Consider the following 25,956-nt stretch of genomic DNA (forward strand, 5'->3'; position numbering starts at 1 on the left):
CTTCTCGTTGCCGTAATCTTAAGTACTGAGTTTAAAAGACGCATTATATCGCTGAATATAATGTTGTGCCATTATGTATATTGACTAATTAACTCACTAATGAGATTGATGTTTTTAATGCTCATATCAATGCGCTTCATCCCAATTATCACCGCTATCCGTTTCAACCAATAACGGCACAGCAAAATCAACATTCCAGCCCATACCTTTTGCGGTATCTCTGAGTACATCCTGCATCGCAGTTTTGATAAGCGCGCTGATCTCATCGACCTTGTCGCTATCGACTTCAAAGACCAGTTCATCATGGACTTGAAGCATCATTTTGGCGTGCTCTTTTGGCAGTACTTTATCGACCGCGATCATCGCAAGCTTAATCAAATCAGCAGCTGAGCCTTGTAGCGGGGCATTAATGGCCGCGCGTTCGGCCCCTTGCTTAACCATCCGGTTAGGGTGATTGATATCAGGGGTGTAGAGTTTGCGCCCAAGTATCGTTTCGATATAACCACGTTCTACGGCGCTGGCACGCGTATCGACCATATACTGCTTGACGCTAGGGTAGCGATCAAAATACATATCGATGTAATCTTGCGCCTCGCCGCGGCTCATCTGTAGCTGTTTGGCCAATCCAAAGGCGCTCATGCCGTATAACAGACCAAAGTTGATGGCCTTTGCATTACGGCGTTCAGTGGCACTGACCTCATCAACCGCTTTGCCCAAAACTTCAGCAGCAGTGGCGGTATGAATATCGAGACCCTCATTAAAGGCGCGAGTTAAGTTCGCATCACCTGAGAAATGCGCCATTAGACGCAGCTCAATTTGTGAATAATCCGCCGCCAAGATTACGCGGCCTTTTGGGGCGATAAAAGCTTGACGGATCAGGCGACCGGTTGCGGTACGAATAGGAATGTTCTGTAAGTTAGGATCCGTTGAGGACAAACGCCCCGTACTGGTCAGCGCTTGATGGTAGCTGGTATGCACGCGATCAGTCTCGCTATCGGCCACCGCATCGAGCGAGTCGGTATAAGTGCTTTTGAGCTTGGAGAGACCACGATACTCCAAGGTGATATCGACCAGTGGATGATCAACTTTGGATAATATCGCCTCACCCGTAGAGTACTGTCCTGATTTGGTTTTTTTGCCGCCAGGGACACCAAGCTTTTCAAAGAGCATTTCACCAAGCTGTTTGGGTGACCCTAGATTAAATTCCTCGCCTGCGACCTCATACGCTTTTGCCTCAAGAGCGATGATCTCTTCATCAAAGCGCTTAGACAACTCATTTAAGAACGCACGCTCAATTAAGATACCGTGTGCTTCCATCTGACAGAGTATCTGCGCGACAGGGATCTCAAGCTCATTGAGCAAGCGGGTATTGTTTTCATCATCTGTGAGCTTTTCGCTAAACAATGCAAACAACTGGTAAGTGATGTCTGCATCTTCGCAAGCGTAGTCACTGGCAATATCGATCGCCACTTGATCAAAGGTGACCTGCTTTGCGCCTTTGCCAGCGACGTCCTCATAGCTGATAGTTTGCGTATGTAGATAATGACGAGCTAAGTCGTCCATACCGTGACGGGTCGCCGCGGCGTTGATGACATAGCTTGCCAGCATGGTATCCATGGCCCAATTGCTAGGCGGCTTATGTATTGACCCTATCAAGTCTATATCGTAATGACTGAGAATATGGGCGTCATATTTTAAGTGCTGGCCTATTTTGCCGATACTAGGATTTTCTAATAGCGGCTTTAGTCTGGCGAGGACGGTATCACGGTCTAGTTGTTTGCCTAGTAACTCATCGCCCTCTAACTTATGAGTAAGGGGAACATAATAGGCTTCGTGGGCTTGTATCGCAAATGACAAGCCGACGATCTCAGCCTGATGCCAATGAACGCTAGTCGTCTCGGTATCAATGACGAAGTGCGCCGCGTTCTCTAATTGCGTCACTAAGCTCTCAAAGGCAGGCATATCGAGTACGGTATGCCACGCTTTATCATGGTTTTTGCTGTCTTTAATATTGTCGATTTTGGTGGACTGAAGGGACTTGGCTACTTGTGCTTGTGATTCGCTATCGGCTTGGGCACTAGCAACGCTCTGGCTACCATTCGCTGGATGATTGGGATGATCAAGAGAGGCCAGCTCATTTTTGAATTCAAGCTCGCCATACAGTATCCGCAGCTCGTCAATATGAGCGCAGGGGTCAGTATTTATCTTTAGATCCGTCCAGTCTTGACCGATGTCTAAGTCCGTAACGATGGTTGCCAGCTCAGCATTCATCGGAATATCTGCTGCGTGTTCAACGAGGTTCTTGCCTGCGCGACCTTTGATGTCAGCGACATTATCTAGCATAGTATCGATGTCACCATACTGGTTTAGCAGATCCTTTGCCGTCTTTTTGCCGATACCTGGTACGCCTTTGATACCATCAGAGGAGTCGCCCATCAAGGTCAAAAAGTCGATCATTTGATGCGGCTTAATCCCGAACTTTTCGACGACACCTGCGCTATCAGTGATTTTACCTGTAAAGCTGTCTTCTAATATCACACAGTCGTTGATCAGTTGCATCATATCTTTGTCACCGGTTGAGATGACGACATGATGACCTTCGGCGACGGCGCGATAGGCGAGTGTACCGATGATGTCATCAGCCTCTGCGCCTTCAATACGCAGTAGCGGAATCCCTAAAGCGGCGACTAAACGATGGATATAAGGTATTTGCTCTGCCAGCTCGATATCCATCTTTGGTCGATTGGCTTTGTATTCCTCCGACATCGCATGACGAAAGGTCGGTGATTTGGTATCGAAGCAGACGGCCATGTGAGTCGGATGGTAGCGGCGCATGAGCTTAAGTAGAGCATTCAAGGTGCCTCGTATCGCATTGGTCATCAGCCCTTGTGTGTTTTCCATCGTTTTGGGCAGGGCGTGATAAGTGCGAAACAGATAGTATGAGCCATCGACCAAGATGAAAGGCGGCTGGTCTTTGTCCACATGAGTGGTATCCATGATCGCAACTTTCGGCATGGTCTCAAAATTAGGTCGCACATCGGGATTGATTGGAGAGTGCGAGTTGTGCGAGTTGTCAGTCATAGCATCAGTCATAAAGGCCACTTGTTATATGTAAAATAAAAAAGATGACCTATTATAACGATAAAATCAGCTAGTGCCGAATGGCTTAAGCGTTAATAAGTGTATGTAGTAATAGAGGTTAAACGTTTGCGCCAGACATAAAAAAAGAACCCAGTGCTGACTGGGTTCTCATCTTGATTATACTGTTTTTACTCGACTATAAAAGTCTTATTTCACTTCTGATGTCACTTCGATATCGATGTTGCCTTGCGTGGCTTTTGAATACGGGCAAACGGTATGCGCTTTTTCGACTAGCTTCTGGAACTCATCGCTTGAGACATCAGTACTATCAGCAATCACATGAATTTTGACTGCTAATTTGTAATCATGATCGCCACCTTGCAATAAGTGCACAGTAGTTTCAGTGGTTGAACCAAAGCTTACGCTTTCCATCTTTTTGACCACGCCCAAAGCGCTATCGAAACAAGCTGCATAGCCCATAGCGAGCAGTTGCTCAGGATTATTACCTTCTTTGTTGCCACCAGGAGGTGCCATAGTTACTTTCAAATCGCTGTCATCAAGACTCGCTGAACCAGTGCGACCACCAGTAACGGTGGCTTTAGTAGAGTATAAAGTTTTCATATTTATCCTTAATTATTATTGATAAGTGTTATCACAAAATAACCTATTAAGAGTAGCAAAATATCAGAGTTACTTTATATAGTGGAAGTAAAACTATACTAAGGATTTGTAAGTGACTCTTATCTTCATAACCTTAAGTTACTTAGAGGATGATTTATTACAGCGACGTACTTTTCGTTCAATGACGAGCACTGAGTAAATGAGATAAAGTAAACGTAATCAACTAGACCGTTTTTTACCATGTTATCTTATATATTATAAGTTGGTATATTGTTGCAAAGGCTGCGCGCCTTTGTGCAAAAATAGCATCTCAGTCGTAAATCCGCTACAATACGCGCACCAAAATCCTTCCTATATTCTGTCACGTCTTACAGAAATTTAACGATAAGCTATTCATTATGAGCGCAGATACCAAATCATCAGCGACCAAGCTGACGCCGGCTAAGCTGGCTCGCGAAGTTGCCAAACGCCGCACTTTTGCTATTATTTCGCATCCCGATGCGGGTAAGACCACGATGACAGAAAAGCTACTGTTATGGGGTCAGGCTATTCAGGTTGTCGGTGAAGTCAAAGGCCGAAAAACGGACCGCCATGCCACCTCAGATTGGATGAGTATGGAGCAAGAGCGCGGTATCTCTATTACGACCTCAGTCATGCAGTTCCCATATCAAGATCACATCGTCAATTTGCTCGATACCCCAGGTCACGCCGATTTCTCTGAAGATACCTATCGCACTTTGACCGCAGTCGACAGCGCACTGATGATGGTCGATGGTGCCAAAGGTGTCGAGGCGCGTACTATCAAGCTGATGGAGGTCTGCCGTATGCGCGATACGCCGATCATCTCTTTTGTTAATAAGCTGGATCGCCAGATTCGTGAGCCGCTGGATTTGCTTAGCGAGATTGAATCAGTTCTGAAGATTAAATGTATTCCCATTACTTGGCCTATTGGTATGGGTCAGGATTTTGTTGGGGTATACCATTTGACCGAAAACAAAACCTACTTTTATGAAAAAGGTCATGGCGGCGATATGACCGTCTCTGAAACTCGGGACGGTTATGATTATCCAGATATCCGTGAGCGCTTGGGTAAGCTTATGTTCGATGCGTTCGAGGAGTCGCTTGAGCTGGTACAAATGGCGCTGGAGGATTTCGATGTCGATGAGTTCTTAGCTGGTGAAATGACACCTGTATTATTCGGTACCGCCCTTGGTAATTTCGGTGTCAATATGGTACTCGATACGCTAGTCAAGTACTCGCCGCCACCAAAAGCGCATCCGACTGAGGAGCGTGAAGTCTCCGCGATAGAACCTGAGTTTAGTGGGTTTGTGTTCAAGATTCAGGCCAATATGGATCCGCGCCACCGTGACCGTATCGCCTTTATGCGAGTGTGCTCGGGCAAGTACGAAAAGGGTATGAAGATGAAGCATGTGCGTCTGGGTAAAGACGTACGTATCGCTGATGCGCTAACGTTTTTGGCAGGGGATCGCGAAGCGTTAGAAGAGGCCTATCCTGGAGATATCATCGGCCTTCACAACCACGGTACGATCTCCATCGGTGATAGCTTTACCGAAGGCGAGGCGCTTAACTTTACAGGGATTCCACATTTTGCTCCTGAATTGTTTCGCCGAGTGGTACTGCGTGACCCTCTCAAATCCAAAGCGTTACAAAAAGGCCTCCAGCAGCTGAGCGAGGAGGGTGCCACACAGGTCTTTATGCCGCAGATTAATAATGATCTGATCTTGGGTGCGGTCGGTGTGCTCCAGTTCGAAGTGGTCGCGCACCGTCTCAAGGAAGAATACAAAGTACAATGTACCTTTGAGCCCGTCTCTATCGCTACTGTGCGCTGGATTCACTGTGACGATGAGGTAGCACTCACCAAGTTTAAACGCAAAGCTCACGATCAGCTCTCAATAGATGGCGGCGGCTATCTCACTTATTTAGCGCCATCGCGAGTCAATCTACAGTTGATGCAAGAGCGTTATCCAGAAGTCACTTTTAGTAATACGCGCGAGCACTAATAGTGAAGAGCTATCCATTATTATAAAAAGGACACGTATATCGTGTCTTTTTTATGGATGAAAAGTTTTAACGACTGTTATTGCATACTTAATCCGCTCTAAAAAACATAAACAGTGTTTCAACACTAGAGGACAAGGGTTGCGGTAGAATAAAAGCAACTAACAAAAAGGAGTAGTGGAATGACAAGTGATATGGATGATAACAATGCATCGAATACCAGCACAACCAACCCAGTAGTAAGGGGTAATATGAGCGTCAAAACTTGGCAATTAAATGCCTTAAGTGAAGCATTAGGAGATCTGACGTTAACGATCACTGATAGCTTGTCCATTGGTCGTGGTAGCGATAATGATGTGGTGCTTGGAAGTAAAGAGGTCTCGCGCAATCATGCTGTGCTCAGTGTCGCAAACGATCAGCTATATATTAAAGATTTGGACTCATCAAACGGCACCTTTATCAATGACGAGCGTATAGCAGGGAATCAATCAAAAGATTTAAAGAGCGCCGATATTGTCGGGTTTGCTAGTTTTAGTTTTCAGGTGTTGGCAGTTGCTGATACGGCAAAAGAGATGCTTGCGACAGACGAAGATAGCATGAGTCCCGATGCAAGTACTACCGCAGAAGCCATTAGTTTAGCGACTGGCGCTGCTGCGACAAAATCTACGATATCCACAGGTTATAAGAGCAAAGCGCCCGATGGTACTATTAATATTAATGACGTCGTTGATAGCAATACTGCTAATAATGTTGCTAATATTAGTAATACCGCGACCAATACTGATACGAAGCTTCCTAGATCTAATGAGCCGGTAGTCAAACAAACCATGATCTCAGAAGTACTAGCAACCAGTGATGATACGCAGCCAGTATCGAACAGTGTAACGCCTTTAAGTACTCAAACGGATAGTGACGAGCCTATCGTCAAAGATACGATCATTGCTGAGGTACTAGCAGCTGCAGACCGTAACGATTTAAACAGTACTGATGCGCTAGTAGGTCAAGATTCATCAGCGCTAGATGCAACATCATCCCAGATACCTACAAGTAATGCCCCCACACATGAGGAGACAGTGATGTCAACCGAGCCATCAACAGATACCGTCAATAGTACAACTGCTAGTGAGCACGCAACCAAGCGCGCTCCTTATCACGATGATACGGTAACTCCTGAGCACGATAAGACGACGACAACTGCATTACAAGAAGAAGCCGACCCAGAAGTGCTGCGTGCCAAGCAAGCGGCAACGGCTCAGTTTTCAGGAACTGCTAATCTAGGCGGGTCTCGTGATTTAGGTACTACGGGCAATAATGCTATGAATCAATCGATCAATAGTGCTGCTCACACTGACAAAAAGCCAAGCGGTGGCTGGTTCATTTGGGTATTTGTCATTATTCTGATTATCGGTATTGCATTATGGCTATTTAATATGGGCGGCGCGTAATTCATCTAAGGATTGTTTTGAATATATTTAAATGACCTTGCCCTAAAAGATACTCCAAGATAGTACCGTTTCAAATGACTAGGCTGCTAGAGGGTTACTATGATTAACCCTCTAGCAGCTTATTTTTATGGGTGATTATCTACCGTACTGCTTAACGCCAAACATTTTGGCTTGAGCATTAATAATGCCAGTTAGTTTTGTTATACTGGTTCGCTACTATTGATGATTTGCCACCGCCCTGCTCAGAGACCCTTTACTATGATGAATTTTGAAGAATATAACGCTTTTAAAGCGCAAGGATTTAGTCATGCGCCGCTTATAAAAAAGCGTTTGATGGACGCGCAGACACCCGTTTCTGTATTCTCCAAAGTACGTGATTTGAGTGGGTCGGCTTATTTATTTGAGTCAGTAGTAGGCGGCGAGCGCTGGGCACGTTATTCGATGATCGGCTTGGGTAGTGATTTGCTATTGCAATATGCAAATGGCGAGATGACCGTCAAACAAGACGGTCAAATTACGGTCGATACCGTACCTGATCCCTTTGATTATATTCGTAAGCTGATGGCTCAATACAAGATGCCAACTGTAGAAGATATATCTACGTTACCGAGCTTTAGTGGCGGGTTAATAGGCTATTTTGGCTACGATATGGTACGCGTCATTGAGCCGAGCGTCGGTCAGTCTAATGCGCCAAATCCGATGACCTTGCCTGACATGTGGCTCATGCTATCGATGAGTGTGGTCGTGTTTGATAATTTGGAGAATACCCTATCTATCATCGTTTATGCCAATTGCAAAAGTGACGACGGTTATAGTGCGGCGATTCGTGAGCTTGAAAAGATTGAGGAAAAGCTGGAGGAGATGCCAGACTTGAACGCGCCTATTATGCCAACGCCTAAGTTTGAATCGCAAACGGGCGAAGAAAAATACTGTAGCGACGTCAATAAAATTAAGGATTACATCTTTGCAGGTGACGTCATGCAAGTGGTGCCCGCGCAGCGTTTGACGGCTGACTATACGGGTGACTCACTAGCCGTCTACCGTGCACTCAGGTTTTTGAACCCGTCCCCTTACCTATTTTTGGTTCATGGTTATACTTTAGATGATCACAAGCGCTTTGATATCATTGGTGCCTCTCCTGAGATACTATCGCGTATCGAGAATGGTCAAGTGACAGTACGCCCATTAGCAGGTACCCGCAAGCGTGGACGCGATGAGGCCGAGGATTTAGCATTAGAGCGTGAGCTATTATCAGACACCAAAGAGATTGCCGAGCATCTCATGCTAATAGACTTGGGACGCAATGATATCGGCCGCGTTTGCGAGTATGGTAGCGTCAAAGTCACCGAAAAGATGTTCATTGAGCGCTACTCACAAGTCATGCACATCGCCTCTAATGTCGAAGGTACCGTATTGCCTGGCAAAGACGCCCTTGATGTCTTCTGTGCGACTTTTCCAGCAGGTACGTTATCTGGAGCGCCCAAAATACGGGCGATGCAAATCATTGATGAAGTCGAGCCAGTACGTCGAACCGTATTTGGCGGCTCAGTTGGATACTTGGGCTGGCATGGCAATATGGATACGGCTATTGCTATCCGTACTGCGGTTATGCGCCGCGGCAAAATCCATATTCAGGCAGGGGCAGGGGTTGTTGCCGATTCCGTACCAGAAGCAGAATGGGATGAGACCAACAAAAAAGCCTTGGCACTGGTCAAAGCGGTAAAAATGGCTTGCGATGGATTACGCATTCAGTAAAGGTTTATCGAGTTAAGAGCTCTGATGTATTCTACGGTGTTCTGCAAGCGTTATTTTTGGTCTTAAAAAATCATAATATAATCAACTAAGTAAAATTATTTATAAAAAAACTGTCTAAAAGTGGAAATAGGGCTTGTATTCTAGGATATATTTGATAGAATACTCCCCACTTTGAAGGAACAAGCCGACTTAGCTCAGTTGGTAGAGCAACGCACTTGTAATGCGTAGGTCGCCAGTTCGATCCCGGCAGTCGGCACCATTTTTCAAAGTCGTTTTAAAGCATTTTAAATAATGCAGCTTTTTATGAATTTACTTTTTTAAAGTTATTTTTGTTTAAAGCAACCTAAGGTGGGGTTGGGGAGCGGTCAAACCCAACAGACTGTAAATCTGTCGCGAAAGCTTCGAAGGTTCGAATCCTTCCCCCACCACCATATTTTTATGCTTATCGCATAAGTTTTATCGCAACAGCGCCAAGCATACTCTATAGAAAAACCTTTCTTTACACTGATATCAGTTGTTAGTTGAAAGGCACCTTGAATAAGAGCTATTGCGGGTGTGGTATAATGGTAACACCTTAGCCTTCCAAGCTAATGACGCGGGTTCGATTCCCGCCACCCGCTCCATATACATGGCATTGACCGCAGCTTACCATAGAATTATTCATCACGATAATCAGTTATTATGTTTAGCTGTTTCGTGATATTTTTTTAAGTAGCATTTGCAGGTTACCTTTATGTTAGTTATTTAAAACATGCTCATATAGCTCAGCGGTAGAGCACTCCCTTGGTAAGGGAGAGGTCTCGAGTTCAATTCTCGATATGAGCTCCACTTATATTTATTTTTTACGCCTGTTTTGCCCTATTGGTATATCCAGCTTGCATTATAAATAATAGTATGTGATAACTATATAAAGTTTTGCACCGATATAACTATTATATAGCAAGCGATAATAACAGGGTAACACTGAGGTGTTGCCTTTTAGTGCTGTCAGTTTGCTTATTATTTGGCTTATGATACAGTAGGATCACAAGCTAGAAGCTATGCTCTTATTTAGTAGATAGACGCTGTAGCTGTTATATTTAAAGTAAAATAGATAAACAGTATCGTCGCAAAAGCTGCAATGTGTACTAAGATTTAACGATACCAGTTGTAAGAACGATAGATGCTCAACTCATTGTTTAACCAAAAAAGGAAAACCTCATGGCAAAGGCCAAGTTTGAACGCGTAAAGCCCCACGTTAACGTCGGCACCATCGGACACGTTGACCATGGTAAAACCACACTAACCGCCGCTATCGCAACCGTAGCCGCTAAAACCTCAGGCGGCGAAGCCAAAGACTACGCGTCTATTGACTCAGCACCTGAAGAAAAAGCACGTGGCATCACCATCAACACCTCACACATCGAATATGACACCGAAGCCCGTCATTACGCCCACGTTGATTGCCCAGGTCACGCCGATTATGTCAAAAACATGATCACAGGTGCAGCCCAAATGGACGGCGCCATCCTAGTTGTCTCAGCAACTGACGGCCCAATGCCACAAACTCGCGAACACATCCTACTCTCTCGTCAGGTTGGCGTACCCTACATCGTCGTCTTCATGAACAAATGTGACGTCGTCGACGACGAAGAATTACTTGAGCTCGTCGAAATGGAAGTTCGTGAACTTCTCTCTGACTACGACTTCCCAGGTGATGATACCCCAATCGTCAAAGGATCTGCCACAGAAGCCCTAAAAGGCTCACAAGACAAATATGGCGAACCTGCCATCGTAGAACTACTAGAAATTCTAGACACCTACATCCCAGAGCCAGAGCGTGACGTCGACAAAGCATTCCTAATGCCAATCGAAGACGTCTTCTCAATCTCAGGTCGTGGTACCGTAGTCACAGGCCGTGTTGAATCCGGTATCGTCCGTATTGGTGACGAAATCGAAATCGTCGGTATCCGTGACACCCAAAAAACCACCTGTACTGGTGTTGAGATGTTCCGTAAACTACTTGACGAAGGTCGTGCTGGTGAGAACTGTGGCGTACTACTACGTGGTACTAAGCGTGAAGACGTCCAACGTGGCCAAGTACTCGCTAAGCCAGGTTCAATTACCCCGCATACCAAGTTTGACGCCGAAGTCTACGTCCTATCAAAAGAAGAGGGTGGTCGTCACACACCATTCCTAAACGGCTATCGTCCACAGTTCTATTTCCGTACCACTGACGTCACTGGCGCAATCCAGCTACAAGACGGTACTGAAATGGTTATGCCTGGTGATAACGTTGAGATGGGCGTTGAGCTTATCCACCCAATCGCTATGGACAAAGGTCTTCGCTTCGCTATTCGTGAAGGCGGCCGTACGGTCGGCGCTGGTGTGGTTGCTACGGTCAAGGACTAATCATTAGATTAGACTCTAACTATTAGATAAGTAAAAGCCATCCTTTAGAGGGTGGCTTTTTTGTGGGTGTTGATATTGTTTGTAGGCGATAATGAGAGTTAAGATGGGCGTAGGGTGGGTTAGTTCAAGCGTAACCCGTCAAATCTTTGATTCAAAATCAGACGGCGGGTTACGTTTTTTCTGCACTCTCTACGAGAGCTTGAATAAACTAACCCACCCTACGCAAATTTGCAGATATGCTTAATAGAGACAAGACAATGCTAATCATAGACTCATTTAATAAAAAAACATCTGGGGCTCAAAGCATTATTCAAGCCGTTGCTAACATCGAAGCGGATGTTCAACCGCAAGACGCTTGGTCGTATCAGACAATAATAGACTTGCTTGCACAAGATAGTGTTGATTTATTATTCATTTACCAAAGCGCTAAAATCGTGGGTTACTGCCTTTATCAAACCGTTTTTGAGCAAGCAGAGATCTTACGTATCGGCACTCATCCTGATTATCAGCGTCAAGGTATTGCTTCCCAGCTATTCATAGCACTAAATGCTATGCTGATTAGCAAAGACGTCCAGCAATTAATGTTAGAGGTGAGAGCAGATAATATAGCGGCGATTGCTTTGTATGAGCAACAAGGGTTTGAGGTCATTCATAGTCGCAAAGACTATTACAAAGAGGCGCATAGGCCAAGCGTTGACGCCCTTATTATGCAGCGTCGTTACTTAGATGATTGATGTTACTTAGACAATTAATGCTACTTAGATGATTGATGCTACTTAAATGATTAATACTACTTCTTTATTATGTCTATTTTTTCGAGGCTGTTTTGATCTTTTTTCATTTGTTCAAGGGTAATCAAGCGCTGACTTAAGGTTTCCACCATCAGATTAATAGTAGCTTGCTGCTCGAGAATTTGGGCAAGCTTTTGTTTAACGATATCAAGTTGTTCATCCAAATCGAGCTGGCCATCGTAATAGTCGTTTAGACTATTTTGAATCTCAGTCAAAGTAAAGCCGATCGCTTGCGCGCGCTTTATCAGTGCGATACGATCTACGCATTCAGGATGAAACTCAGTATACAGACGTGATCCTGCTTGACGTTTACGAGATTTTAACAACCCCAAATCATCATAATGACGCACAGTATCTTTGGTGGTATTGGCGGTTTGTGCCAGTTGACCTATTAGTAAAAACGAGTCGTCGAATGACATATAGACGTCCTTGCATTTGTGAATATATGGCTAGTCTATACTTATGATTGCGTCTGTTTTGCCTTATGTTTGTAGCTTCCAAGGAAGAGCCGTCCCTAATTTGGCAACAGGCAAAGACCTGTGTGAACCTGTGTCCCATCTGATAGAACGTGCGCCGATGAGGCTATCAAGCTGCGCCAAAAACTCAGTACGCGGTAGCGTCGTTGCCCCCAAACTCATTAAGTGTTCGTTTGGTAGTTGACAATCTACTAGTGCGACATCACTTTGCTCGCATAGACGCATTAGACCCCAAAAAGCGAGCTTAGACGCGTTAGAGACAGTATGAAACATAGATTCACCAAAATAAATGCCATTTATTTTTAGACCGTACAATCCGCCTACTAGCTGGCCTAGCTCGTCCCAGACCTCTATACTATGAGCGAAACCATAGGCATGAAGCTGGGTGTAAGCCTCAATCATTTCCTCATGAATCCAAGTGTGCTCGCCCTCAGGCAGACCATCGCTACGCGGTAGACTACACGCATGTATGACCTCGTCAAAAGCCTGATCAAGCGTCAATTGCCAACGCATTTGATTCGCTTGTTTGCGTAGCGATTTGCTCGCCCGGTAGCTGCTTGGCGTGATCACGCAGCGCGGCTCAGGACACCACCACGCAATAGGCTCCTCTTCATTGAACCAAGGGAACAGACCTCGCGCATAAGCGGAGATTAAAGTCTCTGCCGCAAGATCACCACCGACCGCCACGATACCTACGCCATCAGGATCAGCATCTATAGGACTAGGGAAGTCATAACGTCCGAGACTTTTTAAGGTCTCAGGCGTGATGGCGCTCGCACTGACAAGGGGTTGATTACTCGTATGACTGTTGCCAGATGCGCTCACTTAAGCCTCTTTGTCCGCAGTCAAAGTTGAGTCGTAGGTATGATCAGTTGCTACTGTTTCACCGATAGCATCGAGATACTTTTCGGCATCGAGTGCGGCCATGCAACCTGTACCCGCTGAAGTAATGGCCTGACGATAAACGTGATCTGCGACGTCACCTGCGGCAAAGACACCTTCAATGCTGGTTTGAGTGGCATTGCCACCAAGACCGCTGTTGACGATAAGGTAGCCATCTTTCATATCCAGCTGACCTTTGAACAGATCGGTATTGGGCTTGTGACCGATAGCGACGAACATACCAAATACGTCTAGTTTTTTGGTACTGCCATCTAGCATCGACTTAATCACAACGCCATTGACACCCATGTCATCACCGACCACTTCTTCGACGCTATGATCCCACTCTATTTTGACATTGCCGTTCTTGGCTTTTTCAAATAGCTTATCTTGCAATATTTTCTCAGAGCGTAGCTTGTCACGACGATGTACTAATGTCACCTCAGAGGCAATGTTAGAGAGATACAAAGCTTCTTCAACTGCGGTATTGCCACCACCGATGACTGCCACTTTTTGATCTTTATAAAAGAAGCCATCACAAGTAGCACAAGCAGAGACACCAAGACCTCTAAATTTGGTTTCTGACTCTAAGCCTAAATACTGAGCAGAAGCACCTGTTGAGATGATGAGGGCATCACAAGTAAAGCTACCGTTATCGCCAGTCAATGTAAACGGCCGCGCGCTTAGATCGACCGCATTGATATGATCGTAGACCAGCTCAGTACCGAAACGCTCAGCATGCGCTTTCATGCGCTCCATCAGCGCAGGACCTGTTAAATCGTACGGGTCGCCCGGCCAGTTATCGACTTCAGTTGTCGTCGTAAGTTGCCCGCCTACTTCTAAACCTGTGACCATAACAGGCTTTAGGTTAGCCCGTGCAGCGTATACGGCAGCTGCATATCCTGCTGGGCCTGAACCTAAAATGATGAGCTTTTCGTGACGAGTATTGTTAGAAGCCATAATTGTTCCTTTATGATATAAGAATGAATCTCTAGAAAGTGCGTACAAACAGTAATGCTACAAAGGTAGCATCAAAAAGATAAACAGGTAGCCCTTAAAAATGACGACCTATATCGTTATTTATCGTGTTATCGTAATTATGAGATGATACTAACATAAGGGTCGCGGGCAAAAAGTGCAAGTTTGCTAAAACAAACATCGTTATCATTAGAATAAATCTATGAATAAGCATTAAAGGGAGCTTTCTTGACAACACAGTCGCCAATTAACCTATCTATTTGTTATTATAGGAGGTTATACGCGGCTTGAGACATAACTTATTTTGCGATAGTTTTTTATCCTAAGCACCGCTTATCTATACTATAAGCACCGTTTGATTTTATAGTGATATTTGACGTCGTTATGATGAACATTCATCATAATCTGGCACCCTCTTAGTATGAATCGTATTGATAAAGGCAGATCCTACGTGATATCAGCATCAGTTATTGAGTACTTAAAAAAAGGGATATTTACTATCCTTGGATTAATAGTGGCCGTTTATTTATTTGTTATTTTGCTGACGTATACCGGTAACGATCCTAGCTGGTCGCATATTAGTAGTGATATGAATACGATTAATAATATGGGCGGCGCTATGGGCGCTTGGTTATCCGACCTACTCTATAGCTTTTTTGGCTTTGGCGCTTGGTGGTTGTTTGCGTTCTTGGTTTATGAGTCGATCTTGATTTGGTGGGAGAGTAAGCCTACGTTCTGGCCATTACGTTTGATGGCCTATGTATTCTTACTACTGAGTGCTAGTGCGTTGTTTGCGCAATTAGTTGCTTTAATTCAGCAAGTAGCAGACCCTGTCGCGACAGGTCTCAAAGGAGTCGCAGGCGGCATCATCGGTCTTGAATTACAAGCACGATTAGCGCAGTTGCTATCGCAATGGGGCAGCGTGGCATTCTTGGCGTTGTTTGTGATTATCACCGCTACTTTTGCCTTTAATATTCATTGGCAACAGCTGTATCATAAGCTCACTGATCTCGGATGGCTTGGCTCTGGTGTCAGCGACAAAAGTACTCAGTTGAATTCTCGGTTAGACGGTACTCAAAGCGCTGAGAAAAACAATATAGAGGACCAAGATAATATTGGTTTTGATCAGTCTGACGATGGACTTGGTACTGCTCGCATAACCGCGCAAAACGAAAATGTGAATCGACAATCCGGTCAACTGCCACTTGAGCTACCAGAGAATCAAGAGGACTACACGGCTAATAGTGGTCGTTTTGGCACGGTGTTAACTGACTTTTTATCGAAATCAGGTCTAAAAGATAGTGTAAAAGCTTCGATGGCAATAGCGGCGACTGAAGCTGCTGCTATTGGTCGCAAGCCGCAAACTGCGATGGCGAGCGTGAGCGTGAGCAGTCATCCTGCTCATAAGTCATTAACAGAAACCACCCCGACGCCTTTACGTAAGGTAGAGCCGAGTTTTGCCTGGAATGATGCCAGCACGGTCGATGATTTGTTAGCAACTGGTGATTTTGTTAATAATTATGGCGAGCAACATGAGCCAGAGTCTGACAGTGCTCCTGTTGTAGCGACAGAGCTTAGTAATACTGATAAGCCAATCGTTTCGCCATCTACAACGCCACTAGCATCAACGACAGCGGCAACGCCCGTATTTGACGATAAGTTATCTAATGGTGTAACCATTGAGGACGATGCAAGCCAAGTCGATGAGTTGGCCGATGCTTGGCTAGCAGAGCACGGTACTATACCTAACACTACGCTTGATACCATGCCTAGCACTACGCCTAATGCTATACCCGATAGCTCATCTGTTATCGAAGATGAAATAGATGAGCTATCAATCCATAACGACTCAACCGAAATAGCGAGCGCGCCGCTACACAATGAAACCGTAGCACCAGTCATTGAACCACAAGTGGATACTCAAAACGTATCAAGTCCACCAGCTACTGATATGACGCCGACCAATACGCCACCTGCGAATCCAAAACTACCACCAACAGCAGTCGCGCCAGTCTCAGCTATAGTTGCTGAGCCAGTAGTGCCTGAGCCTAGCACACCCAAGTCTCATATAGGTTTTGCAGTACCTGAAGGCGATAGTAGTAACCATATCACTGATATGATGCCAGATCATAACGATTCTGACGCGCCAGTGATGCCAGATATCAGTGATGATGCAGCCTTTAGTCAAAAGTCACGCGCGATGCAAACGGCTGAATATCGCGGTAATCTCACGCCTATTCCAGAGATATCCATTCTCGATAAACCTGACCCTGACCGTATGCCAAGCTATACCGTAACTGAGCTTAAGCAACTATCAGAACTGCTCGAGATTAAGTTGCAAGAGTTCAACGTCAAGGCAGAAGTGGTCAATGCTATACCGGGACCTGTAGTGACGCGTTTTGAAGTTGAGCTTGCCGCTGGAGTCAAGGCTAGCAAGGTTACGGGTATCTCTCGTGATTTGGCGCGCTCCTTATCTATGGCATCCCTGCGCGTGGTCGAAGTGATACCAGGCAAGCCCTATATCGGTATCGAGGTGCCCAATAAAAAGCGTGAAATGGTGCGTCTCATTGAGCTACTAAATACCGAAAAATTCAAAGATCCCAAAGCGCAAATCAGTATGGCCATGGGTAAAGATATCGGTGGCAATGCTATTATCACTGATCTTGCTCGTGCCCCGCATATGCTAGTCGCGGGTACGACAGGCTCTGGTAAATCGGTACTCGTCAATTCCATGCTACTATCGATGCTGCTCAAATATAAGCCTGATGAGCTGCGTCTAATTCTGATTGATCCTAAACAGTTAGAGCTTGCTAACTACAATGACATTCCGCATCTGCTGACGCCCGTCGTCACCGATATGACAGAGGCGGCTAGCAGTTTGTCTTGGTGCGTCGCTGAGATGGAGCGTCGTTATCAGCTTATGAGCTTGCTCAAAGTCCGTAAGCTTGACGAATTTAACAAAAAAGTCCGCGCTGCTGAAGCTGCTGGTAAACCGATGCTTGATCCCTTATGGCGACCGAACGATAGCGTGAGTATCAGTCAAGCGCCTAAGCTCAAAACGCTACCGATGATCGTCATCGTCGCTGATGAATTTGCTGATATGATTATGCAAGTGGGCAAGCAAGCTGAAGAGCTCATCACGCGATTGGCACAAAAATCACGGGCAGCAGGTATTCACTTAATGCTCGCAACCCAGCGTCCGTCAGTCGATGTGATTACAGGTCTCATCAAAGCTAACATTCCAGTACGAGCAGCACTGCGGGTCAATTCAAAAGTAGATTCGCGCACGATACTCGATAGCGGCGGTGCTGAGGACATGCTCGGTAACGGTGATATGTTGTTCTTAGGGCCAGGGCAGATTGAGCCTGATCGTGTCCACGGCGCGTATGTTAGCGACGAAGAGGTCAATCGTGTTTGTGACGCGTGGCGCGAGCGCGGTGCCCCTGATTATATTGATAATATGGCAGGCAATTTTGAGCTATCAGGTTCAAGTAGTGGTAGTGGCGCGGGTAGTAGTACTGGCGAAGATGATGACCTATACAACGATGCGGTCGCTTTCATCATGGAGACCCGCAAAGTCTCGGCTTCAAGCATTCAGCGTAAGTTCAGTATCGGTTATAACCGTGCGGCGCGCATCGTTGACTCTATGGAGGAGGCTGGGCTGGTCAGCTCGATGGGCAAAAGTGGTAAGCGTGAGCTATTGATGTAGAGACTAGTCGGTTTAACACATGCAAAAAGCGAGTCGTGAGAGCGGCTCGTTTTTTATTTGAGCATTTAAAATAAGTTACAGATGGACTGAATGTAAATAGGTACAGTATTGAGATTAATATAAGTAGTTTCACCACCACAATAACAGTGAGCAAGGACGCCGAAATGTTTAAAGAATATACCCAATACGACGCTATAGGATTAGCAGGTCTGGTCAAATCAGGCGAAGTGAGTGCCAAAGAGCTATTAGAATCAGCGATAGCTCGCGCCAACAAACTAAATCCTAAGATGAATGCCATTATTCATCGTTTTGATGAACGTGCTTATACGGCAGCGCAGCGCGGCTTGCCTGATGGCGTATTTACTGGCGTACCTTTTTTATTAAAGGATCTGTCCTTTCATTTTGAAGGTGAGCCGATCACTATGGGCAGCCGGAGCATCGAGGTCACAAGCGACCATGACAGCGAAATCGTCAAACGCATGAAAGCATCAGGGGTCAACACCTTTGGCAAGACTAACACCCCTGAATTTGGTTTGATTATCACGACCGAACCAAAAGCTCACGGGGCTACGCACAATCCATTCAAAAAAGGCTATAGCTCTGGCGGCTCATCGGGTGGTAGTGCAGCTGCCGTAGCTAGCGGCATCGTACCGATGGCAGGCGCGGGTGATGGTGGCGGCTCTATACGTTTCCCTGCTGCTTGGTGCGGCGCTGTAGGACTAAAGCCCAGCCGTGGACGCAACCCATTCGGACCTGATTTTGGAGAAGGATGGGATGGTGCTGCAGCCGATCATGTTATCACTCGTACAGTACGCGATACCGCTGCCATGCTCGATGCCACAAGTGGTCGTGAGATCGGTGCGCCTTATATCATTGCGCCGCCTGAGGAGTCGTTTTTGCAAGCGGCTATGCGTGCGCCTAAGTCATTAACCATCGCCTTGCATCAGCAGCCACTCATTGCCAATACAGCAGTGGATAAAGAGGTGCTGGCAGTGCTTGAGCGTACCGCTAAGCAGTTGGAGTCCATGGGTCACCGCGTCGTTCCTGCTGAGCCTAACATCAATATCGAACAGTTCTGGCATGATTTTATCGTAGTCGTTTGCGCGCATACTGCCTTTACTATCGACAATATTGAGAAGCGCTTTGGTGCCAAACATATCAAAAAACTAGAACCTCAAACCTATAATATGGCGATGCTCGGGCGCTCACTGTCCGCAGCCGACTTAGTCCATGCTAAACACGGCTGGCACCACAGCCAATATCAGACGGGGTTACTACTTGAAACTTACGATATGATCTTGTCACCAACAGTGCCTACAACTGCGGTCAAGCACGGCGTACTGCCGCCAAGCCGAGTCGAGGAGATGCTGATGAATACCTCAGGCTTACTAAGTAAAGGCATTGACATGGGTAAGTATACCTTTAGCTCAGGTATGATCGAAAAACTCAGTCATCCTGTACTGAGCAAAATGGGCTTTACGATACTAGGTAACATTACAGGCCTACCTGCCATCTCTCTACCGATGGGCATGAGCAAAAAGGGGCTACCTATCGGTATGCAGCTGATTGGGCGAATGAATGATGAGTCGACGATACTGAGCTTAGCAGGAGAGATTGAGCGTGCAGGCTGGTTTACCAAACCTACTTTTGAGAAATAGGTTTGGTAAACCAGCATTAGTACTAGTGCTGGTACTAATGCTAGCAGGCATACTTTAATCAAAGCGATAAATATCCATACCTAAGCTGTGATGCGCCATACTCTGATGAACCACAGAGACGCGCTGTCCTACGCCAAGCGCAAAAAATAGCGGCAATAAGTGCTCATCGCTTGGATGGATATCGCGATAGTCAGGGTACTGTTGCCAATCTAACGCCGCTGGAATATCAGACTTGAGCTGCTGTAATAGCCACACCTTAAAATCATTTGCGCATCGATCCACGCTATCAGCCTCCCACCGCATTGCCTGCAAATTATGAGTGATATTACCTGAGCCGATGATTAATATTTGTTGACGACGCAAGCGCGCCAATTGTGCCCCTAACTGATAGCAAGCGACACTATCATAGTGACGCGGCAGAGAGATTTGTACGATAGGCACATCCGCCTCTGGATATAGATGACGAAGCGGCGACCAAACGCCATGATCCCAAACCCGCACAGGATTCACGCTACAAGTAATCCCGCGCGCTGTTAATTGCTGAGCAAGTGACTCTGCGAGTGGCGCCTGACCCGCCGCAGGGTAATTAAGATCATAAAGCGCATCATCAAACCCCGAAAAATCATGCCACGTTTTGGGCTTTGGATTGCTACTAACCTCAAGCTTGGTAGAGTGCCAATGCGCGGACATGATAATGATAGCGCGCGGTTTGGGTAGATTGTGACCCATACGCGCCAGAGCGTTGGTCGTCGCCGATTGCTCAATAGCGAGCGTTGGCGCGCCATGAGATATGAACAGTGCCGGTAGGCGAGCGGCGTTCTTTAGCCCAACAGGTGTATCCGCCCAAGCGACTGCACCTGTGATAGGAGTAGCCGCTTTGCGCGGTTTAAAATTAGGAGGTGTGGCAAATCTTGATTGGCTCATTTAGCATTTATTAGGGCGTAAGTGGGTTTTTCAATCGCTAGAAGGGATGATATTTTATGAAAAAAGGTATAGACATAGGTATTTTGATCGACGGAACACTTCTTCTTTAACATCAGTTACCACGATGATAAGGGTGATTATTATTGATACTCATCGCGCGATACAGCTGCTCCATGAGTACGACTCGTACTAGTGGATGAGGCATCGTCAGCGCTGATAATGACCATTTCATATCAGCTTTTGACAATAGGTCAGGTGAGACACCGTCTGCGCCGCCAATGACCAGCGCGATATCATCGCCCTGTATCATCGCCTCGCTAAGCTTATCCGCTAGGCCCTCAGTCGAGAGCATTTTGCCCTTGACGTCGAGTACCCACAACTGCTCGCGCCCAGTATCATTATGTGCGGCGAGTATCGTTTGACCCTCTGTCTCTCGGTACTGAGCCAAATTGGCATCCGAAGGGTTTTTAGCGCGTTTAGCAGCAGCCAGCTCTATCACTTCAGTGCTGAGCATAGGTTGAATGCGTTTGTGATACTCATTAAAACCGCTTTGTATCCAACTGGGCATTTTGTTACCAACTGTCAAAATCCGCACTTTCATATGTATCACTCCTGGTTATCGTTAAGATAACTTTACAAACAAAAATTCGTTAGTTTTAAGTTTTATGCTCTACTAAGCCGAGATAAACAAAGCTTATTATGTTTATTTATCTCAAAATATCTCATTATAAAATCAATGGAGCTGATTATGAAACGTGTAACATCAATGGTACTAGGTTTTAGTGCAAGCGCTCTACTGTCCACCTCTGCTCTTGCCGCCTCCTTAAATGGCACGCAATGGCAAACGGTAGACGACAAGACGGGTGAGAAAAAAGCCATTATCCAGTTAAATGAAAGTAGTGGCAAAGTATCAGGCAAAATCATTAAGGTTATGAATACCAAAGATGCCAAAGCACTGTGCGAAAAATGTCCTGGTAGTCTCAAAAATAAGCCCGTTGAAGGCTTGCAGATTCTGTCAGGACTAAAGGCAAACGGTAACAATCAATGGAGTGATGGTCAGCTTGTCGATCCAGAAACGGGCAAAGTCTATTCTGGTAAGTTGACTCTTAGCGATAACGGTAAAAGCCTAAAACTACGTGGTTATGTGGGCTCACCCGTCTTTGGTCGCTCGCAAACTTGGCAACGTGTGAAGTAGTTATTACAAAATAATCAATCAAGCTCAACGGGAGTCTAATAGCAGTGGACTCCCTATTTTTGTATGCAAATGTCGTAGCGCTTGTATAAACGCTTATTACTAGCTGATCGATAAATACATTTATCTGCTATCTGCAAGATCAATCAATTAGAGGCTGTAGGGTCTCAGACACGCGTGCATCCTCTTTATTCTCTTTGCCTTCTTTTTCTTTGGGTTTTTTGAGGATAGTGAGTTTGGCATCAGACTCAAAGACTACCGCTTCAATCTCATCAAAATCATTAGCGCCCTCAGAGCGCATGGCACATTCAACCTCTTGCTGAGTCAAACGCTCAGCGCGCAAAGCTTCAGGCAAGAACTGTCCTTGATAAAAGACGATACGCGGGTCAGACAAAACAAACTGGCTAAATGGCGGCGAGATAGAAGCGTACTTAGTCACTAGGTATTGGAGGGCATATAACACCAAAATCGACGATGATCCCTCTATAAAGGGAATGTCTTTGAGCAAAATAGTGCTAGCACCTAGTGAGCCGATCATGACGGTCACAATCCAGTCAAAATTATTAAGCTGAGAGGTTGAGCGTTTGCCTGAGACTTTGGTTGTTATGACAATTAGCAGGTATACCATAACGGTTGTTAATACAATTCGTCCTAGTTTTTCGAGGTCATCGAACATCAACATATCCATGTGGCTGCTTCCTTATGATTGTAACTTATCATCATAGACGATGAGTGAGCCAAGCTCGTTGTAGGGTTTATAAGAATGATAACTATACGCCGATTTTGGTAGGCGCTAATAAGCGATTAAAAATTAAAATACCAATACGTGCGCTAATAACCGTCAGGATCATAACCATGACAAGTGCGCTCAGTAAAGGTAAAGGACGATCCACAGCCATGTCCATAAGCACCTCACGACTGACGGCGTCAAATAATAAAAACCATAAACCCAATAGATAAAGCGCACTTAGTAGCCATATTGTAGCGATACCTGCCACTGTCAAATAATTGATCTCACGGCGGCTCAAAGCACGGTGGTGATGCTTGATAAATTTGTACACGGCGATATAAGCGCTGACGATAACAGACAGTACAGTGACGAGCTGCGGGTTCATAGGTAATTGCGTCTGAACAATCATCAATAGCGTGCTGGCAAGTACATAACCTAGCGCAAAAAACACAACGTAGCGTGAGAGATTGACGGATATCATCTGAGGCGACGCTGACGACTTTTTTGATTTACTGATACTGGGTTTTTGAGACATGTTCTTGCCTATAAGTCGTTTTAATAATCGTATTAGACTTAAGCAAACTTTGAGGTTAACACTAATATTAAAGCTTAGCATCAAAGCTTGGCATCAAGTGTCTTTTGTTATTGCTGAGCCGTCCAATCAAGTAGCGTATCCAATACAGGACGAGCGGTATAAGCATTGAGGGCTTGCTCGGTATTGATAATACCAACCACCGCATAATCTTGACCTGATAGTCCTTTGACGTAGCCTGCTATCGAAGTTACATTATTTAGCGTCCCCGTCTTGATCCAAGCGCGTCCTATCGCTGCTGACTCAGGCAACCGCTCGCTATGAGAGGAGATAGTACCGCTCACACCTGCTACGCCTAATGAGCCGACATAAGCCTCAAAACTTGGATGCTTATAAGCGTAAGTTAAAAGTTCACTAAGATTGGCCGCAGTGAGGGTACAGTCTCGGCACAGTCCTGAACCATTAGTCAGATAAGGCGGCGCTGTGCTGAGATGAGTGCGCCACCAGGTATCAATGCGCTGCAAGGCTTGTGGATAGTCCGTAACCTTTGACGCACCATAATGATATAGGCTTGTTGCTTTATTAGCAGTTGGCGCATTCTGATTGTGAGGCGTGCTATCTTGGCTATAAGCGCCTAACGACAACGCCACTTGCTCCGTCATAACGTTGTTTGAGAAGTGATTGATGTCGTAAATTTGCTGGGTCAAATCAAGCGAAGGATAGCTTGCAATCGGTAACGGTGAGACGATCTGTGCGACTCTTTTACTACCTTTTTTTGTAGCCTGATAAGGGCCGTCTTTTGCAATCACTTGACCGCTAAGCGTATTGCCCAGTTGCTGCCATTTCGAGGCAACAACGCGGGCGGCAAAGTCTTTGGCATCAGGATAAGCCACATAAAACACATGTTCCGCGCAGCTCGTCGGTAGATTGGCATTGAGTACCAATTTATCAGATTGCCACTCAGGCGCAAGACTACTACTCGCCTGCGAGCAACCCGCTTGACGCGTCCCGATAGATGATGGCAACTCATAGTTAGCGAGCTTGGGCTTGTAGGTAAGTTTTGCGCTTTTGTCGTCTTCCAAAAAGCTGTAAATACCAACAGTACTAAAATTCACCAAGAACCCATCAGGACTGGCGTTATAGGGTCGCAGTGGCGCGTTATCAAAAGCGCTAGGATCTTTGGTCACATTATTGAAGATAGTGCTATCAACAATAATATCGCCATCGATATGATGAATGCCTGTTTTTTTGACTTGGTAAAGCAGCTGACGCAAACGCTCATGAGTCATCTTGGGATCGCCGCTCCCTTGAATAATTAGATCGCCTTGCAAACGATCGCCGATAATGAGTCCAGTATGATAAACCCGAGTATGCCATACAAAATCAGCGCCCAAGCTATCTAAGGCAATAAAACTAGGAATGAGCTTCATCGTACTAGCAGGCGTGCGTGCAACATTGACATGATGGATTATTAAAGGCTGACGATTTGATGATAAAGGCAAAGTAGATGGGGTTTGAGACTCTATATCCTCAGCGTCCAAGGTATCGCTATTACTATCCGTATTTTCGATAGCTGGTACTACCAACGGATCAAGGCTTAAGTGAGTATAAGGGTCATCAGTATAAGCACTGAGCTTGCGTTCTTGTTCAATGATATCTTCTTCGACCACTAGTTGCTCACTTGCTACTAGCGTCTTGTTCACCTCATCCGCGATGGCATGATCTTCGCTTAGCGCCACCACTTGTATTATAGGCGGCAAACGACTGTTGTCTTTTAAACCAACGGGCACGACCATGATACTAATATCAGCGGGTTCTAACTTTGCTTTTGACAACGCCTCCAAAATAGAGACAGGCAGTACAGCTTGCGCACTTATCGGCGTGAGCGTAGCTAGAGCTGCAAATACCGGCATCGATAAAGGCGTAATTGACGCCCGTATTAGCCTTTGATTATTAGCTACAAGCAAAGACATAAAGCGCTGATAGACTTGGGTAGTAGGCGGCATGAGGGGATCTATTATCTGAGGTCAAAAACAAGCTATGGTAGCATGAGTGGATAGTTTTACCTATATGAAGCGTAATGCTTAAGTCTATAAAACAGGACTGAGAGTACCAGATGGTCTCGCAAGACACCATAAAAAAATCCACTTCAGTACTAACGCAAATGCAAAAACGCCATAGCAGTCATCACCGCATCGTTGTAAGCGTCGTGAACACCTAATTCAGGGATGTCGTAGTGCGCTAAAATATGACTTAAATGATGAGATTTATTAGGAGGCGCTTGGGTAGAGCTCCCCATTTTTCTGGCGTATAAGCGCCGTACATCAATCACTTGATTGGGCAAAGGGGTGCCCATATAGCGCTTGATCAAAGGGTTCAAAAAGGCCGTATCGATCTGCGGACAAAACCCTACGATTGGACGATTACCGATAAAGGGTAGTAGCAGCGCGAGCATATCCTCATAACTCATGCCGTTTTCGACCTCAGCGCACCGTAGTCCATGGATAACAATGGTATCCGCGTCTGGCATAACAGGCGGGCGACAGACTAGATGTAAGCCGTTACCCGTATCGATCGTATTACTATTGATATGAATGGCGGCTACCGAGAGCAGGTGGTGCTTGCGCGGATTTAGCCCTGTCATCTCACAGTCAATAGCAACCCACTGATCTGATAGTGGCGGCGCAAACAGCTTTGCCAGTTCAGGACGCTGCAGGCGAGTGCTATACCACAAGGTTGCTAATTGCTTAAGCCAGCTCATAGTCATGACGC

Annotated in this window: 19 protein-coding genes and 4 tRNA genes; 12 read left to right on the forward strand and 11 right to left on the reverse strand. The window is 45.7% G+C overall.

The features are described 5' to 3' along the window. Positions 1-126 precede the first annotated feature (126 nt). The gene (gene polA, locus ACR64G_RS02280) at positions 127-3,081 is read right to left on the reverse strand and encodes a DNA polymerase I (RefSeq protein WP_435980617.1); all 2,955 of its coding nucleotides are present in this window, start codon (positions 3,079-3,081) and stop codon (positions 127-129) included. A 207-nt stretch (positions 3,082-3,288) separates the two neighbouring features. Next, a complete protein-coding gene (locus ACR64G_RS02285; RefSeq protein ID WP_435979944.1) occupies positions 3,289-3,702 on the reverse strand; it encodes an organic hydroperoxide resistance protein in 414 nt (137 codons plus the stop codon). Between the two features lie 398 nt (positions 3,703-4,100). Between ACR64G_RS02285 and ACR64G_RS02290 the strand changes: the two genes are divergently transcribed. The 9 genes from ACR64G_RS02290 to rimI all read left to right on the forward strand — a co-directional run bounded on the left by ACR64G_RS02290 (position 4,101) and on the right by rimI (position 12,046). Continuing rightward, complete coding sequence (locus tag ACR64G_RS02290) at positions 4,101-5,723, forward strand: peptide chain release factor 3 (RefSeq protein ID WP_435979945.1); 1,623 nt, start codon at positions 4,101-4,103, stop codon at positions 5,721-5,723. Positions 5,724-5,903: 180 nt separating this feature from the next. Continuing rightward, a complete protein-coding gene (locus tag ACR64G_RS02295; RefSeq protein ID WP_435979946.1) occupies positions 5,904-7,166 on the forward strand; it encodes an FHA domain-containing protein in 1,263 nt (420 codons plus the stop codon). 258 nt (positions 7,167-7,424) lie between these two features. Then, positions 7,425-8,921: an anthranilate synthase component I gene (trpE, locus tag ACR64G_RS02300; RefSeq protein ID WP_435979947.1), complete on the forward strand. Its 1,497-nt coding sequence runs from the start codon at positions 7,425-7,427 to the stop codon at positions 8,919-8,921. Between the two features lie 183 nt (positions 8,922-9,104). Next, a tRNA-Thr gene (locus tag ACR64G_RS02305) sits at positions 9,105-9,180 on the forward strand. A gap of 88 nt (positions 9,181-9,268) precedes the next feature. Then, a tRNA-Tyr gene (locus tag ACR64G_RS02310) sits at positions 9,269-9,352 on the forward strand. A 118-nt stretch (positions 9,353-9,470) separates the two neighbouring features. After that, positions 9,471-9,544 (forward strand) — tRNA-Gly (locus tag ACR64G_RS02315). A 130-nt stretch (positions 9,545-9,674) separates the two neighbouring features. Further along, a tRNA-Thr gene (locus tag ACR64G_RS02320) sits at positions 9,675-9,749 on the forward strand. A 372-nt stretch (positions 9,750-10,121) separates the two neighbouring features. Beyond that, positions 10,122-11,312, forward strand: a complete 1,191-nt coding sequence (gene tuf / locus ACR64G_RS02325; protein ID WP_435979948.1) for an elongation factor Tu — start codon at positions 10,122-10,124, stop codon at positions 11,310-11,312. 257 nt (positions 11,313-11,569) lie between these two features. Then, the gene (rimI, locus tag ACR64G_RS02330; protein ID WP_435979949.1) at positions 11,570-12,046 is read left to right on the forward strand and encodes a ribosomal protein S18-alanine N-acetyltransferase; all 477 of its coding nucleotides are present in this window, start codon (positions 11,570-11,572) and stop codon (positions 12,044-12,046) included. A 56-nt stretch (positions 12,047-12,102) separates the two neighbouring features. On the opposite strand, the gene ACR64G_RS02335 is transcribed toward rimI, so the two are convergent. The 3 genes from ACR64G_RS02335 to trxB all read right to left on the reverse strand — a co-directional run bounded on the left by ACR64G_RS02335 (position 12,103) and on the right by trxB (position 14,421). Continuing rightward, positions 12,103-12,522: a MerR family transcriptional regulator gene (locus ACR64G_RS02335; protein ID WP_435979950.1), complete on the reverse strand. Its 420-nt coding sequence runs from the start codon at positions 12,520-12,522 to the stop codon at positions 12,103-12,105. Between the two features lie 63 nt (positions 12,523-12,585). Continuing rightward, positions 12,586-13,404 carry a leucyl/phenylalanyl-tRNA--protein transferase gene (aat, locus tag ACR64G_RS02340; protein ID WP_435979951.1) on the reverse strand — a complete coding sequence of 273 codons (819 nt, stop codon included), beginning with the start codon at positions 13,402-13,404 and terminating at the stop codon, positions 12,586-12,588. After that, a complete protein-coding gene (trxB, locus tag ACR64G_RS02345) occupies positions 13,405-14,421 on the reverse strand; it encodes a thioredoxin-disulfide reductase (RefSeq protein ID WP_435979952.1) in 1,017 nt (338 codons plus the stop codon). Between the two features lie 439 nt (positions 14,422-14,860). Between trxB and ACR64G_RS02350 the strand changes: the two genes are divergently transcribed. Both ACR64G_RS02350 and ACR64G_RS02355 read left to right on the forward strand, forming a co-directional pair. Continuing rightward, complete coding sequence (locus tag ACR64G_RS02350) at positions 14,861-18,148, forward strand: DNA translocase FtsK (RefSeq protein ID WP_435979953.1); 3,288 nt, start codon at positions 14,861-14,863, stop codon at positions 18,146-18,148. 164 nt (positions 18,149-18,312) lie between these two features. After that, positions 18,313-19,806, forward strand: coding sequence for an amidase (locus ACR64G_RS02355; protein WP_435979954.1), 1,494 nt, complete (start codon positions 18,313-18,315; stop codon positions 19,804-19,806). A 54-nt stretch (positions 19,807-19,860) separates the two neighbouring features. Here ACR64G_RS02355 and ACR64G_RS02360 read toward each other — a convergent pair whose 3' ends face one another. Further along, positions 19,861-20,730: a DODA-type extradiol aromatic ring-opening family dioxygenase gene (locus tag ACR64G_RS02360; protein WP_435979955.1), complete on the reverse strand. Its 870-nt coding sequence runs from the start codon at positions 20,728-20,730 to the stop codon at positions 19,861-19,863. A 112-nt stretch (positions 20,731-20,842) separates the two neighbouring features. Continuing rightward, positions 20,843-21,331 (reverse strand): 23S rRNA (pseudouridine(1915)-N(3))-methyltransferase RlmH, encoded by a 489-nt coding sequence (gene rlmH, locus ACR64G_RS02365; protein ID WP_435979956.1) that lies wholly within the window; start codon positions 21,329-21,331, stop codon positions 20,843-20,845. Between the two features lie 147 nt (positions 21,332-21,478). On the opposite strand from rlmH, the gene ACR64G_RS02370 reads away from it, so the two are divergent. Further along, positions 21,479-21,925 carry a DUF2147 domain-containing protein gene (locus tag ACR64G_RS02370; protein WP_435979957.1) on the forward strand — a complete coding sequence of 149 codons (447 nt, stop codon included), beginning with the start codon at positions 21,479-21,481 and terminating at the stop codon, positions 21,923-21,925. Positions 21,926-22,064: 139 nt separating this feature from the next. Here ACR64G_RS02370 and ACR64G_RS02375 read toward each other — a convergent pair whose 3' ends face one another. The 4 genes from ACR64G_RS02375 to ACR64G_RS02390 form a co-directional block, all read right to left on the reverse strand. Next, positions 22,065-22,610, reverse strand: a complete 546-nt coding sequence (locus ACR64G_RS02375; protein ID WP_435979958.1) for a DUF421 domain-containing protein — start codon at positions 22,608-22,610, stop codon at positions 22,065-22,067. 82 nt (positions 22,611-22,692) lie between these two features. Next, the gene (locus tag ACR64G_RS02380) at positions 22,693-23,187 is read right to left on the reverse strand and encodes an ABZJ_00895 family protein (RefSeq protein ID WP_435979959.1); all 495 of its coding nucleotides are present in this window, start codon (positions 23,185-23,187) and stop codon (positions 22,693-22,695) included. A gap of 107 nt (positions 23,188-23,294) precedes the next feature. Next, positions 23,295-25,190 carry a D-alanyl-D-alanine carboxypeptidase/D-alanyl-D-alanine endopeptidase gene (gene dacB / locus ACR64G_RS02385; protein ID WP_435979960.1) on the reverse strand — a complete coding sequence of 632 codons (1,896 nt, stop codon included), beginning with the start codon at positions 25,188-25,190 and terminating at the stop codon, positions 23,295-23,297. A gap of 149 nt (positions 25,191-25,339) precedes the next feature. Then, positions 25,340-25,951 carry a 3'-5' exonuclease gene (locus ACR64G_RS02390; RefSeq protein ID WP_435979961.1) on the reverse strand — a complete coding sequence of 204 codons (612 nt, stop codon included), beginning with the start codon at positions 25,949-25,951 and terminating at the stop codon, positions 25,340-25,342. Positions 25,952-25,956 lie beyond the last annotated feature (5 nt).

Source organism: Psychrobacter sp. DM4, assembly GCF_051307035.1.
GTDB lineage: Bacteria > Pseudomonadota > Gammaproteobacteria > Pseudomonadales > Moraxellaceae > Psychrobacter.

What these genes read in the sequence shown, in the direction of transcription:
- ACR64G_RS02350 (WP_435979953.1), top strand. Translation starts at nt 14,861, where the DNA reads ATGAATCGTATTGATAAAGGCAGATCCTACGTGATATCAGCATCAGTT.
- trpE (WP_435979947.1), top strand. Translation starts at nt 7,425, where the DNA reads ATGATGAATTTTGAAGAATATAACGCTTTTAAAGCGCAAGGATTTAGT.
- ACR64G_RS02380 (WP_435979959.1), bottom strand. Translation starts at nt 23,187, where the DNA reads ATGTCTCAAAAACCCAGTATCAGTAAATCAAAAAAGTCGTCAGCGTCG.
- ACR64G_RS02335 (WP_435979950.1), bottom strand. Translation starts at nt 12,522, where the DNA reads ATGTCATTCGACGACTCGTTTTTACTAATAGGTCAACTGGCACAAACC.
- polA (WP_435980617.1), bottom strand. Translation starts at nt 3,081, where the DNA reads ATGACTGACAACTCGCACAACTCGCACTCTCCAATCAATCCCGATGTG.
- tuf (WP_435979948.1), top strand. Translation starts at nt 10,122, where the DNA reads ATGGCAAAGGCCAAGTTTGAACGCGTAAAGCCCCACGTTAACGTCGGC.
- ACR64G_RS02360 (WP_435979955.1), bottom strand. Translation starts at nt 20,730, where the DNA reads ATGAGCCAATCAAGATTTGCCACACCTCCTAATTTTAAACCGCGCAAA.
- dacB (WP_435979960.1), bottom strand. Translation starts at nt 25,190, where the DNA reads ATGCCGCCTACTACCCAAGTCTATCAGCGCTTTATGTCTTTGCTTGTA.
- ACR64G_RS02390 (WP_435979961.1), bottom strand. Translation starts at nt 25,951, where the DNA reads ATGACTATGAGCTGGCTTAAGCAATTAGCAACCTTGTGGTATAGCACT.
- ACR64G_RS02370 (WP_435979957.1), top strand. Translation starts at nt 21,479, where the DNA reads ATGAAACGTGTAACATCAATGGTACTAGGTTTTAGTGCAAGCGCTCTA.
- ACR64G_RS02375 (WP_435979958.1), bottom strand. Translation starts at nt 22,610, where the DNA reads ATGGATATGTTGATGTTCGATGACCTCGAAAAACTAGGACGAATTGTA.
- trxB (WP_435979952.1), bottom strand. Translation starts at nt 14,421, where the DNA reads ATGGCTTCTAACAATACTCGTCACGAAAAGCTCATCATTTTAGGTTCA.
- rimI (WP_435979949.1), top strand. Translation starts at nt 11,570, where the DNA reads ATGCTAATCATAGACTCATTTAATAAAAAAACATCTGGGGCTCAAAGC.
- rlmH (WP_435979956.1), bottom strand. Translation starts at nt 21,331, where the DNA reads ATGAAAGTGCGGATTTTGACAGTTGGTAACAAAATGCCCAGTTGGATA.
- ACR64G_RS02355 (WP_435979954.1), top strand. Translation starts at nt 18,313, where the DNA reads ATGTTTAAAGAATATACCCAATACGACGCTATAGGATTAGCAGGTCTG.
- ACR64G_RS02285 (WP_435979944.1), bottom strand. Translation starts at nt 3,702, where the DNA reads ATGAAAACTTTATACTCTACTAAAGCCACCGTTACTGGTGGTCGCACT.
- ACR64G_RS02290 (WP_435979945.1), top strand. Translation starts at nt 4,101, where the DNA reads ATGAGCGCAGATACCAAATCATCAGCGACCAAGCTGACGCCGGCTAAG.
- ACR64G_RS02295 (WP_435979946.1), top strand. Translation starts at nt 5,904, where the DNA reads ATGACAAGTGATATGGATGATAACAATGCATCGAATACCAGCACAACC.